This is a genomic window from Streptomyces natalensis ATCC 27448, assembly GCF_000935125.1.
GTDB classification, from domain to species: Bacteria; Actinomycetota; Actinomycetes; order Streptomycetales; family Streptomycetaceae; genus Streptomyces; species Streptomyces natalensis.
On record NZ_JRKI01000056.1, the window covers coordinates 1 to 14,301 of the forward strand.

Here is a 14,301-nt window from a genome sequence, read left to right on the forward strand (position 1 = left end):
CCCCCCCCCCCCGCCCCGCCCCACCTGCCTCTCCGGCACCCCTCACTCCATGCTTTTCACCCCCACCACGTCGGCCTCACCGGTTCGAGTAGCCCCGGTGCTCCGGTTGGCGTCGTTGCATATGCGGGTGGCCAAGGACGGTGTTGGGCTGGCACCGCAAGCCCAACACCGGCGGCCCTTGGTGTGCCGTCGGTGTTGCCGCTGCGTGCTTCCCCCCGAAAGCCCACGCCCTCGCGAGCCCACGCCCTCACGAGCCCACGCCCGAAAGCTCACGCCCGCGAGCCCATCCCCACGCCCTTCCCCCCTCCCATCCCTGCGCGCCACACACACCGATCCCCGCACGTCCATCCCCCACGTCCAAATTCCCCCCACGCCCGCCCCCACCAGCCCCTCCCCCTCACCCTCAGCCTCCCCCTCGCCCCCCTCCCCCTCAGCCCCCGTGCGCCCGTGCGCCCGAGCGGAATTCGCCTGCGCGCGTACTGCTTCCCGAGAAGGAGAAAAGATCAGTGACCACCATCTCCGCGCGTCCCACAGCCGTACCGGACATCGAGCAGATGCCCGTGCCCCCGCTGCGCCGGTCCAGGGAAATTCAGGGCAACATCCTGGCCGCGTTCAACAAGGACTACATGGCGTTTCGTTATGTGCGTTTCCCCGACGACAAGGGTGTCGGCGGCCGAGGCTGGCTGTCCGTCATGCTCAATACCATCTCGGTGACCGCGACGGTCGAGGACTTCAACGAGGAGTTCTCGCTCTCCCGCCGGGCCTATGGCCAGGATCCCGCCCTCACCGCCACCTGGGTCGGAGTGTCCCTCACCTATGACGGCCTGCTCCAGGTCGCCCGCGATCCCAAGAAAATCACGGAGGACCTGAAGCAGCAGTCCCCCGCGTTTGTGGAGGGCGCGGCCGCGCGGGCGGCGGGGCTCGGCGACGTCGATGAGAGTGCACCCGGAAACTGGAAATTCGGCGCCGGTGACAAGGCCGTACACGCGCTCCTGATCGTGGCCTCGGACACCGAGACCGCGCTCAAAGAGAAGCTCGCCAACATCGAGGCGGCGGATGCGGCGCACGGGGTCACGCTCGTCCATCAGGACGACGGCCGTACCTTGACCGGAGAACTGCGCGGGCACGAGCACTTCGGCTACAAGGACGGTATTTCCCAGCCGGGAGTGAAGGATTTCCACCGCCCGGACCGCGAGCATCCCGAATTCCGGGAGAACCGGCCCGGGGCCCGGCTGGTCGAGGCCGGCGAGTTCGTCTTCGGCTATCCGGACGAGAGCGGCGAGAAGATCGCGCGGCCGGAATGGCTCCGCAACGGGTCACTCCAGGTGGTGCGCCGGCTGCGGCAGGACGTCAAGGGCTGGGATGCCGCGGTGAAGCGCGAGGCGAAGAAGTTCACGGGGAACGGCAGCGGCATCGATCCGGTTCGGCTGGGCGCCTGTCTGGTCGGGCGCAAGAAGGACGGTACGCCCCTCGACCCGGGCGACAACCCACTGACGGGCGTCGGCTCCAGCGCCAACGACTTCACCTACAAGAACGACCCGGAAGGCAAGCACACCCCGTGCGCCGCGCATATCCGCCGGACGCATCCGCGTTCTTTCGAGAAGACCCAGAAGCACCGCATCATGCGGCGCGGCATTCCGTACGGGCCCGCGTACACGGAGCAGATGCCGGACACCGACCGCGGTCTGATGTTTGTGTGCTACGGCACCTCGCTGGAGCGGCAGTTCGAGTTCGTGCAGCGGGACTGGTCGAACAGCCCGAAATTCGTTCCCGGTAAGGCGGGCGCCCCCAATGGCATCGACAAGCTGACCGGGATCACCAAGGAGGGGGATCCGGACGCGCACATGGTGCTGGCCGGTGGTGAGAAAGGCACCGTGTCGATGGACCGGTTCGTCCACACCACCGGTGCTGTTTACGCCTTCACTCCCTCCGTCACCACTCTGCGGCGGCTGGCCGCGCACTCCTCGCTGCACGGGAAGGGCTGAACGCGCGTGGACCACACCACCTCTCGGGAAAGCAACGCCGTCGATCGCGCCAATGCGCGGGCATACCAGCAACTCGCCCGGGAATTGCTGCTGGTCGGTCCCGAACCGGCCAATGAGGACCTCAAGCTGCGCTACCTCGACGTCCTCATCGACAAGGGCCTGGAGAAGCCCGCCGAGCGCAAGAGCATCCTGATCGTGGGCGCGGGCATCGCCGGTCTGGTCGCCGGTTCGCTGCTGACCCGTGCCGGACACGATGTGACGATTCTGGAGGCCAATGCCAACCGGGTCGGCGGCCGTATCAAGACCTTCCACACCGAAAAGGGCAAGCCCTCGCCCTTCACCGACCCCGCGCAGTACGCGGAAGCCGGGGCGATGCGGCTGCCGAGCTTCCATCCGCTGACGCTGGCGCTGATCGACAAACTCGGGCTGAAACGGCGGCTGTTCTTCAACGTCGACATCGATCCGAAGACCGGAAATCAGAACGCGCCCGTTCCGCCGGTCGTCTACCGGTCCTTCAAGGACGGCAAGGTCTGGACGAACGGCGACCCCAGCCCCAATTTCCGGGAGCCGGCCAAACGCAATCACACCTGGATCCGCACCAACCGCCACCAGACCCGGCGCGCCCAGTACGTGCAGGACCCCTCCGTCATCAACGAGGGCTTTCACCTGACCGGTTGTGAATCCCGGATGACCGTCGCCGAGATGGTCAACCAGGCCCTGGAGCCGGTGCGCGACTACTACTCCGAGCTCAAGGACGACGGGACCCGGGTCAAAAAGCCCTTCAAGGAATGGCTGGACGGCTGGGCCGGGGTCATCCGGGACTTCGACGGCTATTCGATGGGGCGTTTCCTGCGCGAATACGCCGGATTCAGCGATGAGGCCATCGAAGCGATCGGCACGATCGAGAACATGACCTCGCGGCTGCATCTGGCGTTCTTCCACAGCTTCCTGGGGCGCAGCGACATCGACCCGGCCGCCACGTACTGGGAGATCGAGGGCGGCAGCCACAAGCTGCCCGAGGCGCTCGCCAAGGACCTGGGCGACCAACTCGTGATGGGCCAGCGGATGGTCCGGCTGGAGTACTACGACCCGGGCCGCGACGGTTCGCACGGCACGCTCGCCGGACCGGCCGGCCGCGCCGTCGCCGTCCAGACCGTGCCCGAGGGCGACCCGTACGGCGAACTCCAGACCTGGACCGCCGATCTGGCCATCGTCACCATCCCGTTCTCCAGCCTGCGGTTCACCGCCGTCACCCCGCCCTTCTCGTACAAGAAGCGCCGTGCGGTCATCGAGACCCACTACGACCAGGCGACCAAGGTGCTGCTGGAGTTCTCGCGTCGCTGGTGGGAGTTCACCGAGGCCGATTGGAAGCGGGAGCTGAACGCCATCGCGCCCGACCTGTACGCCTACTACCAGCAGGCGGGTGAGGATCCGGCCGAGGCCGCGGCCGTTCCGAAGGGCGCGCGGGACCTGCCCACCGGGCTGCTCGGCGCCCACCCGAGCGTGGACGAGTCGCGGATCAGCAAGAAGCAGGTGGACTACTACCGCAACTCCTGGCCGGGCGGCGGCGTACGGCCGGCGACCCATGCCTACGGCGGAGGGTCCACCACCGACAACCCCAACCGTTTCATGTACTACCCCTCGCACCCCGTCCCGGGCAGTCCCGGAGGCGTCGTGCTGGCGGGCTACTCCTGGTCGGACGACGCCGCGCGCTGGGACTCCATGGAGGACCACGAGCGGTACGGGTATGCGCTGCGCAACCTCCAGTCGGTGCACGGCCGCCGGATCGAGGTCTTCTACACCGGCGCGGGCCAGACCCAGAGCTGGCTGCGCGACCCGTACGCCATGGGCGAGGCGGCGGTCTACACCCCGCACCAGATGACCAGCTTCCACCTGGACGCGGTCCGTGCCGAGGGGCCGGTCCACTTCGCCGGCGAGCACGTCTCGCTCAAGCACGCCTGGATCGAGGGCGCGGTGGAGACGGCCGTACGGACCGCGATCGCCGTCAACGGGGCCCCGGCGGCGGGCGAGGGCACCGCAGCGGCGGCCGAGGCACCCCGCGGGCGCCGGGCTTCCGCCGCACCGTCGGACACCCAGCGAGAGGACGTACTGACCTCATGACCACCGCACAGACCTGCACCGTGGCCGAGTATCTGGCCATCCGCCTGGAGCAGCTGGGCATCACCCATCTGTTCGGCGTCCCGGGCGACCACCTCGGCCCGTTCCTGTCGACGCTGCACGAGAAGACCAAGGTGCGCTGGGTGGGCACTCCGACCGAGGGCGGCGCCGGACAGGCCGCCGACGGCTACGCCCGGGTGAAGGTCGCCGACGCGGAGATCCCGCTCGGCGAGCAGGGCATCGGCGCTGCCGCGGTCACCTACGGCGTGGGCGCGTTCAACCTGCTCAACGCCGTCGGCGGCGCGTACACCGAGTATGTGCCGCTGATCGCGATCAATGCGGCGCCGACCTACGAGCAGTGGCTCAACCAGCAGGCGATCGGCCTGCTGACCTCGCACATGTCGCAGCGTCCGGAGAGCAATCTCGACGTCTACCGCCAGGTGACCGTGGACGCTCAGGTGCTTTCCCACCCGGGCCTGGCGCCCGGTCAGATCGACGGCGCGATCACCGCCTGTCTGTCGCACCGCCGGCCGGTCTATCTGGAGGTGCGGGAGGACCTCTGGGAGGCCCGCTGCCCCGCGCCGCGCGGTCGACTGACCCGGCAGGAGCGGCCGCGGACGGCGAAGAACAAGCAGATGCTGGACGCGGCCGTCACGGCCTGTGTGCAGCTGGTGAAGGACCACAACTACAACCCGATCCTGTGGGCCGGCGAGGAGATCGACCGCTTCAATCTGGCCGCGGAATTCGAGCGGCTGGTGCGGTCGACCGGCATTCCGTACTGCACCACCATCGGCGCCAAGTCCGTCATCTCCGAGGACACCCCGGGCTTCTCCGGCGTCTACAACGGCAAGGCCAGCAGCCCGGCCGTGGCCGAGATGTTCCACAGCGCCGGCTGCCGCATCGGGCTGGGCTCCTGGGCGACGTCGAAGAACCTCGGTGGCATGCGGTCGATCGGCAAGGACTGGGCGGTCGCCGCACACGAAGGGGTGCATATCGGCGCCTCGTACTTCCCGGACGTCCAGCTCGCCCAGTTCATCCCCGCGCTGGAGAAACGCTTCGTCGAGGAGTTCGGCATCGGCCAGTTCACGGCCGACTACTTCGCCGAGGCGCGCAAGACCGGTCTCGACGTCCCCGCGAGTACCGCGGCCTATCTGGACTCCCTGAGCGGTGGCCCGTACCCGGAGTCGGTGACGTACGACAGCTTCTTCCGGCACATCAGCGCCTTCCTCGCGTCGCAGACCGTCGAGGACGCCGGTGCGCGCACCACTCCGTTCACGGTGGTCAGCGATGCCGCGTTCGCGCTGATCGGCTCGATGAATCTCCAGATGCCGGAGCGCGCCTCGTATGTGGCGCAGAACAGCTGGCTGTCCATCGGCTATTCGGTCGGCGCGGCCACCGGGGTGGCGCTCGGCCGGCAGCAGGCGGAGAAGCGCCCGCTGGTCTTCGTCGGCGACGGTTCGTTCCAGGAGACCTGCCAGGAGCTGTCCACGCACGCCCGGCTCGGGCTGCGCCCGGTGGTGTTCGTGCTGGACAACGAGGGGTTCTACGGCATCGAGCAGATGCTGGTGCACCCCTGCTACTACAAGGACGACGTCCCGGATTCCGACGGCGGGGACTTCTACAACGAACTGCACCCCTGGCAGTACGAGAGGCTCGCGGACGTCTTCGGCTCCGCCAAGCACCCGATGCACGGTTTCGCCGTCCGCAAGCACGACGACCTCGAAGCGCTGCTGAAGAAGATCGCCGAACCCATGGACCCGGTCAACCAGGGCCCCGTCGTCGTACGGGTCCGGCTCGACCGGCGCGACTACCCCGAGGCGCTCGCGTACAAGATCCGCGAAAACTGTCCGCCGGCCGCCGGCACCTCTGCGGAAGGGACCACACGATGACCCCGAAAGGCACACAGCCGGGCTCGCCGGACGCCCCCGTGGGCGAGTCCGCGAAGATGCTCCGGCACGCCATGAGCGGCCTGTCCGGACCGCAGGCCACCGGCTGGACCGGCACCGTCGACGGCGGCGCGGCCCCGGCCAAGGGCGCGAAGGTGCTGATCCTGGGCGCCGGCGTCGCGGGGCTGACGGCGGCCTACGAGCTGAGCAGCCGCGGCTATCAGGTCACCGTCCTGGAGGCGCAGAACCGCGTCGGCGGACGCAACCGCACCGCACGCAACGGCGATGAGCTCTACGAACTCGACGGCAAGGGCGGCGTCACCCGCACCCACACCTGCGCCTTCGACGACGGGCTCTATCTCAACCTCGGGCCCGGCCGGATCCCGTACCACCACCGGCGGGTGCTGCGCTACTGCCGGGACTTCGGTGTGGAGCTGGAGCCGTACGTCATGGAGACCACGGCCAACCGGGTCCGGCCCCCGGCGGCGGAAGTCGCCTGGCCCAACCGGCGGGTGGCGAACGACACCCGCGGCCATCTCGCCGCGCTGCTCACCGAGACGCTGGTCAGCCGGGATGCCTTCACCGGTGAACTGCGCGACCTGCTGCGGGTGTTCGGCGCGCTCGACACCAACGGCAAATACCGCGGGTCGACCCGCTCCGGCTATCTGGACCGGCCGGAGATCGAGGACTGGCCCGTACCGGCCCCACCGCTGTCCTTCGAAGACCTGGTGAACTCGGGTTTCTGGAAAGCGCGTTTCTACCAGCCGGTCGACTATCTGTGGCAGGCCACGATGTTCCAGCCGGTCGGCGGCATGGACCACATCGTGAAGGCGCTGGCCCGCGAGGCCAAACGGGCCGGTGCGCGCTTCGTGCTCGGCGCCGAGGTGCGGTCCGTCGGGATCTCGGACGTCGCCGCCGATCCGGGTGTCACCGTCACCTACCAGAAGGGCGGAGACGAGTTCTCCGACCACGCACGCTACTGCGTCAGCAACATCCCGGTCCCCGTGCTACGCGATCTGACCCTGGACAACTTCTCGGACGGCTTCCAGGATGCGCTGGACGTCGTGGAGTTCGAGGAGACCTGCAAGGTGGGCTGGCAGGCGAACCGCCGTTTCTGGGAAGGCGATGTCGACAGGCCGTGCGGCGATGACGACGGAATCTACGGCGGTATCAGCTGGACCGGCCACAACATCACCCAGCTGTGGTACCCGTCCAACGACTACTTCTCCGACAAGGGGACGCTGACGGGCGCCTACAACTTCCAGAAGGCGGCCGAGCACCTCGGCGACCTCCCGCCCCAGAAACGCCTTGACCTGGCCCGCAAGGGCGCCATCGAACTGCACCCGGAGTTCGCGGACAAGGAACTCGTCCCCGACGACAAGGGCGTCTCCATCGCCTGGCACAAGGTGCCGTACCAGCTGGGCGGCTGGGCGGCCTGGGATCCCGGCAAGGAACAGCACAAGACGGCCTACAAGCAGCTGCTCAAGCCGGAGGGGGTGGACGCGTTCTTCGTCACCGGCGACCAGATTTCCCCGCTGCCCGGCTGGCAGGAGGGCGCCATGATGTCGGCGCACTACGTCATGCATCAGATCCTGGGCGTGATGCCGCTGGCGGCACCGGAGGAGGTGGCGGTGCCGGACTCGGTGGCGCTGACGCAGGGTCTGCACTGACGGTGGGGGCCGGGGGGCGGGGCTTGTGGTGCGGCACACCGCCCCACTGCGCCCGCCCTGCGGCCTGTCCGCGACCCCGCCCCCGACCGCACCTCCGCACGAAATCCACGGTTCGGGGGCAGGGGGCAGGGTGGAGAAGGGGACGGGTGCGCCTCGGCACATTATGGCGCCACCTTGGCGCCACGCTTGGGGATGGACCGCGCCAGAACGTGACGCGCGGAGGCGGCGAGCGGACGGAGCACCGGGGGCCGGGCAGCTTGAACACAGTGCGGCCGAGGGGCCGGAGCGCCTTTCTGGGCACCACGTCGCCACGTGGTGCCATTTAGACGCCATCGAGGCTTGCAATGGCGCCATCGCGATGCCATCATCGAGTCATGGACCTCACCCCCTACGTCGACAACCTCCGTCACGAGCTCGCGGTCGCCGCGGACGCGGGCGGAGAAGAAGCCCGCGACCTGGCCGAACGACTCACCACGCCACTCGAATCGGCGGTCCGTCTCACGCTGCTGAACGCGCTGTCGGCCGCCATGGAAGAGATCACCCGCGAGCTGGCGCCGGGGTCGGTCGATGTGCGACTGCGGGGGCTCGACCCGGAGTTCGTGGTGACGGCGCCGCCGAGCCGGGAAGCGTACAAGGAGGCCGAGGGCCCGCCTGTGGTGGCGCACGAGTCCCCGCCACCCGTGTCGCCGGGGGTACCGGACGGCGAGGAGGGCGGTACGGCGCGCATCAACTTCCGCCTCCCCGCCCACCTCAAGTCCCGGATCGAGGGCGCCGCCGGGCAAGAGGGCCTCTCGGTCAACGCCTGGCTGATACGGGCCGTCGCCACCGCGCTGGAGCAGCCCGACGCACGGTCCCGCCCGGCCGCCCGTAGCCACAACGGCCAGCAGGGGTTCATGGGTTGGGCCCGCTAGCCCGGCAACGCCCCGTCTGTCCGCTCCGGCTCCCCCTGCCCTGACCGCGGACCGGCAGCTTCCACCCCAGGTCCCCCACCACCCCCGGCTCCGGCTCCGGCTCCGACCGCCCACGACTACACCACCGACAACAGAACAAGGATGTACCTGGCATGACCATGACCACCTCTGCAACGGCGACGACCGTAGCTTCGGCAACGCCCACACCCGCGCCTGCACCCCCACCCACCGGCTCATCGGCGATCGACGTCACCGGACTGTCCAAGTCCTACGGCGACAAGGTGGTGCTCGACGGCATCGACCTCCACATCCCCGAGGGCACGATTTTCGCGCTGCTCGGCCCCAACGGCGCCGGCAAGACCACCACCGTGCAGATCCTCTCCACGCTCATTCCCGCCGACGCCGGTCAGGCCCGGCTCGCCGGCCACGATCTGGTCCGCGAGGCCGAAGCCGTACGGGCCGCGATCGGCGTCACCGGCCAGTTCGCCGCAGTGGACAATCTGCTCACCGCCAGGGAGAACCTGCTCCTCATGGCGGACCTGCTCCACCTGCCACGCCGCGAAGGCCGGCGGCGCGCCGCCGATCTGCTGCGCCGGTTCGAGCTCACCGAGGCGGCCGAGAAGCCCGTCTCCACCTTCTCGGGCGGTATGCGGCGCAAACTCGACCTCGCGATGACCCTGGTCGGCACGCCGCGCATCATCTTCCTCGACGAACCGACGACCGGACTCGACCCGCGCAGCCGCCGCACCATGTGGGAGATCATCCGCGCTCTGGTGGCCGACGGCGTCACCCTCTTCCTGACCACTCAGTACCTGGAGGAGGCCGACCAACTCGCGGACCGCATCGCGGTGTTGGATCACGGAAAGCTGGTCGCCGAGGGCACCCCGGAGGAGCTGAAGCGCCTGATCCCCGGCAGTCATATCCGTCTCCGGTTCGCCGATGCGGACGCACTCGAATCGGCCGCCGCGTTCTTCGGTTCCCCCGCGTACGACACCGAAGCACTCACCCTGCAGATCCCCGGCGACGGTGGCGTTCCCGGCCTGCGGGCCGTCCTCGACGGCCTGGAACGCGCATCGATCGAGGCGGAGGCGCTCACGGTGCACACCCCCGATCTCGACGATGTCTTCCTCACCCTCACCGGACAGCCGCAGCGATCCGGCGAGTCGCTCAACTCCTGGAGAGACAACTCCCAGAAGAACGACACCCAGAAGGACAACTCCCGGAAGGACAACGCCCGATGAGCGCCATGACCTATGCCGCCCGAGACTCGCTGACGATGCTGCGGCGCAATCTCAAGCACGCGCTGCGCTACCCGTCCATGACGGTCACGGTCGTCGCCATGCCCCTCGTGATGCTGCTGCTCTTCACCTATGTCTTCGGCGGCGCGCTGGGCACCGGCATCGGCGGCACGCCCACCGGCGGCGGCGCGTACATCGACTATGTCGCGCCCGGCATCATCCTGATGGCCGCGACCTCCGGGGCACTGTCGACGGCCATCAGTGTGTGCTCCGACATGACCGAGGGCATCGTCAACCGGTTCCGCACCATGTCGATCTCCCGGGCCGCGTTCCTGACCGGACATGTCGCCGGCAGCGTGATCCAGACACTGGTCAGCATCACGCTCGTCGTCGGCGTCGCCCTCCTGATGGGCTTCCGCCCCAGCGCCACCCCCGTGGACTGGATCGCGACCGCCGGCCTCCTCACCCTGCTCGTCGTCGCCCTCACCTGGCTGGCGGCCGCGATGGGCCTGGTGGCCAAGAACGTCGAGACCGCCAGCAACATGCCCATGCCGCTGACGTTCCTGCCCTTCCTCGGCAGCGCCATCGTCCCGCCGGAGTCGATGCCGACCGGACTGCGCTGGTTCGCCGAGTACCAGCCCTTCACCCCCGTCATCGAGACGCTCCGCGGCCTGCTGATGGGCACCGGCATAGGCAACAGCGGGCCGATCGCCATCGCCTGGTGCCTCGGCCTCACCCTGGTCGGCTACCTGTGGGCGCGCGCGGCCTTCAACCGCGGCATCAAGCGTTAAGTCACCACCTCACTCTTCGCCCTACATCGATGCACCTCGCCCCACACCGGAGGACACCATGCAGCAACAACCCTCGACCCCACCCCCAACCGAGCCGACCCTCCCGGCCGCGGCGCCGCTCTCCGAACCGGTGACGCTGCCGACGACCCGCCCCACGGGCTGCCCCTTCGATCCACCCGCCGAGCTGGCACAGCTGCGCGAGGAGCAGCCGCTGCGCCGGATGCAGTACCCCGACGGCCACCTCGGATGGCTGGCCACCGGCCACTCCGTGGTCCGCTCGATACTGGCCGACTCCCGCTTCAGCTCACGCTACGAGCTGATGCACCTCCCCCTCCCCGGCGGTCCCGGCGAACTGCCGCCGGCGCCGCCCGGCGATATGAGCGGACTCGACGCACCGGAACACACGCGATACCGACGGCTGCTCATGGGCAAGTTCACCGTCCGCCGGATGCGCGAACTGACCGCACGCGTCGAGGAGATCACCGCCGAACACCTCGACGCCATGGAGCGCCGCGGCGGCCCGGTGGACCTGGTGACGGCGTTCGCCCAGCCCGTCCCCGCGCTGATGATCTGCGAACTGCTCGGTGTGCCCGCCGCCGACCGCGACATCTTCCAGCGCCATACCGCCGCGGTGACCGACCAGAGCACCACCCTCGAAGACCAGATGGCCGCCTACACCGCGATCCAGGAGATCATTCACGGACTCGTCCTGGCCAAGCGCGCCCGGCCCACCGACGACCTGCTCAGCGACCTCGCACAGGACGGCGGTCTCACCGACGAAGAGCTCGCCGGCGTCGGGGCCTTCCTGTTGGGCGCCGGCCTCGACACCACCGCCAACATGCTGGCGCTCGGCACCTTCGCGCTGCTCAGCAATCCGGACCAACTCGCCGCCCTGCGCAGCGATTCCGGCCTGGCCGACCAGACCGTCGAGGAGCTGATGCGCTATCTCACCATCGCCGACACGGGAATCCGGGCCGCGCTGGAGGACGTCGAGCTGGAGGGTCAGCTGATCAAGGCCGGCGAAACGGTCACCGTCTCGATCCAGGCCGCCAACCGCGACCCGAAACGGTTCCCCGAGCCCGATGCGCTCGATGTGCACCGGAAGGCCACCGGCCATCTGAGCTTCGGCCACGGCGCGCACCAGTGCCTGGGTCAGCAACTGGCCCGCGTGGAGATGCGCGTCGCCTTCCCCGCCCTCCTCACCCGCTTCCCGACCCTGCGCCTGGCCGTCGCGCCGGAAGACGTACCACTGCGCACCCGCTCGAACATCTACGGCGTGCACCGGCTCCCGGTCACCTGGGACCAGGAGTCGGGCCGGTGAAACTCAGCGTCGACCGTGAGCGCTGCTGTGGCGCCGGCATGTGCGCACTGACCGCTCCCGAGGTGTTCGATCAGGACGACGAAGACGGTCGGGTCCTGTTACGTGACCCCCAGCCGCCACACCGGCACCATGCGGCCGCCCGCGAGGCGGCAGCGATATGCCCCGCCGCGGCAATCACCGTCATCGAAGCGCGAGAGACCTGAGGAAACCCACAGATCTCAGAACCGGGAGAGGGTGGATACCCGCCGCGTTGTCATCGCCGTACGACCGCCCACCGCTTGTCGGTTGGGCGGTCGTACGGCGCGTTCTCGTCCGAGCGGGGCGTCGGCGCCCCGGCGCGGTGGGCAGGCGAGCGCGGGCGGGCGAGCGTGGACGGGCGCGGACGGGCTTTCAGTTGCCGATGTTGGTGAGTCCGCCGCCCGCTTCCACCACGTTCAGGACCGATCGCGAGATGACGTGATTCGCGATTCCGGTCGGGGAGTAGCGGATGGCGATCATGACGAATCCCTTGGGGATACTGCTGTCGGCGGATCCGAAGAACGGCTCGACCAGGTAGCGGATGCTACAGCCGGGTTGTTGCGACAGGGCCGTGGCCACTTCGCGCTCGAACGCCGACATGCCGAGTGCGCCGTTGTTCGTCACGCGCTGTCCGCAGGGGCTGAGGTTCGCGCCCAGTGTGTTCGAGCCGCCGAACCGAGCCGCGATGATGTGGCATCTCGCCAGGTCGTGCTCGGGGTTCAGGCCGAGGCTGCGGACCTGGGCCTGTGCCTCACCCCAGCCGATGGGATCGGCCTTGCGCTCGTCGCTGCTGTTGTTGGGCGGGTTCTTCAGACAGGCCCGGCCGGTCTGGCTCCGGCCTTTGGCACCAACGGTGTTGAGGATCCAGCCGTCGCCGTTCCTGTCGGCGTGTGCCGGGATCGGGCGGGTGCAGTCCCGCGCCGCATCCTCGTCGTCGTTCCGGGTCGGCGCCGTCCTGCCGGCCACGTCGGCCGGGGCCGGCGCCTCGTCGGTCAGCTGCTCCTCGTCCTGCTGTGCCTGTTCCAGCGCCGCCACGTCCACCTGCGCCAGCACACGGACGTAGGTGTCGGCGACGGCGTGGATGTCGTAGCGGACCTGTGTCCCGCCCTGTGCCTGGGACTCGGCATCCGCCTCCTGCTTCTTGAGCGCCTCCTGTTCCACGAAGACCGACCCGGCGTCCGCATCGGCGCACGCGATGTCGCCGGCGCTCTCCAGCGGCAGTTCCTCGGTGGCGGTACAGGTACCGGCCTGCTGTCCCTCGATCGTCACCGTCGCCGTCAGCTGGACCGTGACCCGTCCGCTCGTGATCCGCTTCCGGGCCTCGCGGCTGGGGACGACGCCGGTGATGTGGGTCCCCACCTGACATCCGGCGGCGGAACAGCTCAGTTCGGGCTTCTCCTCGAAATGCGCCGTGATGCCGGCGTCGAGGGCGCCGGCCAGTTGCTTGGTGTCGTCCCGGATCTCTTTCCGCAGGGCTGTGCTCTCGGGCCGGGACAGCTCGGACAGGGTGAAAGCGCCCACTGTCCGTGTGCTCACCCATGCCTTGAGGGCGGTGAGGCCGTCCGCGGCGGTCGGGAGACCGTCCACGGCTGCCGGGAGACCGTCCGCGGCTGTCGGGAGGCCGTCCGCGGCGGTCTGCTTGCGCAGGCCGACCTGCTGTGCGGTGAGGTGCGTACGGGTCGGCCTGTCGCTCTCCGGTGAGGCACGCGGGACGAATTCCAGCAGCCGGTGGGGGCGCGCCGTCGAAATGAGCAGGTCGCCCGTCGGCGTGGTCGCCTTGAGCGCGGGCACCCCGCCGACGGTCACGGGCGGAGCGTGGGGGGCCGGGAGCGTCGTTTCCTTGCTGTTGAGCGCTTCGAGGAGCAGATTCGCGAGCGTTGCGGGGCGCTGCCCGGCCTGGGGAGTCCCCGCGGTGCCCGCCTCGCCGGTCTTGGTGGCACCGGCGACCCACTTGCCCGCGAGGCCCGTCCGGCCGTCCGAACCGCCCAGCCCGGCGGGCGGCGTGCCGGGCATCTTGACGTATGTGGTGCCGCCCACGGTCAGCGTCGTGACGCGGCTGCCGTCGTAGGGCGCCTCGCCGAGCGCCTCGCCGGTGGCGGTGACACGCGACTCGGACCAGGTGGAGCCGTCGGTGGACGTGCGGTACCGCACCCCGGGTTGCAGTGCGAGGCTCACCAGCGCGGCGGCGAAGGGTGCACGGCGATCCGCTTGTGGTGGCGGTTGGGATTGTGGTGGTGGTTGGGATTGTGGTGCCCCGGAGGTGTGCCCCCTGAGCAGTCCGGCGGCGAGGGCGACGACCACGCCGACGGCCACGAACACCACCCACAGTCCTGTGCGCCGCATGAACACCACGGCGATGGCCG

General features: G+C 69.3%; 10 protein-coding genes. 9 read left to right on the forward strand and 1 reads right to left on the reverse strand.

Going from position 1 to position 14,301, the window contains the following annotated elements:
* Positions 1-506 precede the first annotated feature (506 nt).
* The 9 genes from SNA_RS29930 to SNA_RS29970 all read left to right on the forward strand — a co-directional run bounded on the left by SNA_RS29930 (position 507) and on the right by SNA_RS29970 (position 12,123).
* Positions 507-1,985: a Dyp-type peroxidase gene (locus SNA_RS29930; protein ID WP_198535161.1), complete on the forward strand. Its 1,479-nt coding sequence runs from the start codon at positions 507-509 to the stop codon at positions 1,983-1,985.
* 6 nt (positions 1,986-1,991) lie between these two features.
* Entirely contained in the window at positions 1,992-4,106 is a 2,115-nt protein-coding gene (locus tag SNA_RS29935) for a flavin monoamine oxidase family protein (protein WP_044367728.1), read from the forward strand.
* Positions 4,103-5,992, forward strand: a complete 1,890-nt coding sequence (locus SNA_RS29940; RefSeq protein ID WP_030062940.1) for an alpha-keto acid decarboxylase family protein — start codon at positions 4,103-4,105, stop codon at positions 5,990-5,992. The genes SNA_RS29935 and SNA_RS29940 overlap by 4 nt, the downstream gene beginning before the upstream one ends.
* On the forward strand, positions 5,989-7,659 hold the full coding sequence (locus tag SNA_RS29945) for a flavin monoamine oxidase family protein (RefSeq protein WP_044367730.1): 1,671 nt from the start codon (positions 5,989-5,991) through the stop codon (positions 7,657-7,659). The genes SNA_RS29940 and SNA_RS29945 overlap by 4 nt, the downstream gene beginning before the upstream one ends.
* A 374-nt stretch (positions 7,660-8,033) precedes the next feature.
* Positions 8,034-8,570 carry a hypothetical protein gene (locus SNA_RS29950; RefSeq protein ID WP_030062944.1) on the forward strand — a complete coding sequence of 179 codons (537 nt, stop codon included), beginning with the start codon at positions 8,034-8,036 and terminating at the stop codon, positions 8,568-8,570.
* Between the two features lie 152 nt (positions 8,571-8,722).
* On the forward strand, positions 8,723-9,811 hold the full coding sequence (locus SNA_RS29955) for an ATP-binding cassette domain-containing protein (RefSeq protein ID WP_241779906.1): 1,089 nt from the start codon (positions 8,723-8,725) through the stop codon (positions 9,809-9,811).
* A complete protein-coding gene (locus SNA_RS29960) occupies positions 9,808-10,599 on the forward strand; it encodes an ABC transporter permease (RefSeq protein WP_030062946.1) in 792 nt (263 codons plus the stop codon). Before SNA_RS29955 ends, SNA_RS29960 begins: the two co-directional genes overlap by 4 nt.
* Before the next feature lie 58 nt (positions 10,600-10,657).
* Positions 10,658-11,920, forward strand: a complete 1,263-nt coding sequence (locus SNA_RS29965) for a cytochrome P450 (RefSeq protein ID WP_030062947.1) — start codon at positions 10,658-10,660, stop codon at positions 11,918-11,920.
* Positions 11,917-12,123, forward strand: a complete 207-nt coding sequence (locus SNA_RS29970; protein WP_030062948.1) for a ferredoxin — start codon at positions 11,917-11,919, stop codon at positions 12,121-12,123. Before SNA_RS29965 ends, SNA_RS29970 begins: the two co-directional genes overlap by 4 nt.
* 187 nt (positions 12,124-12,310) lie before the next feature.
* Here the strand turns inward: SNA_RS29970 and SNA_RS44490 are convergent, their stop codons facing one another.
* Positions 12,311-14,281, reverse strand: coding sequence for a DNA/RNA non-specific endonuclease (locus SNA_RS44490; RefSeq protein ID WP_241779907.1), 1,971 nt, complete (start codon positions 14,279-14,281; stop codon positions 12,311-12,313).
* Positions 14,282-14,301 lie beyond the last annotated feature (20 nt).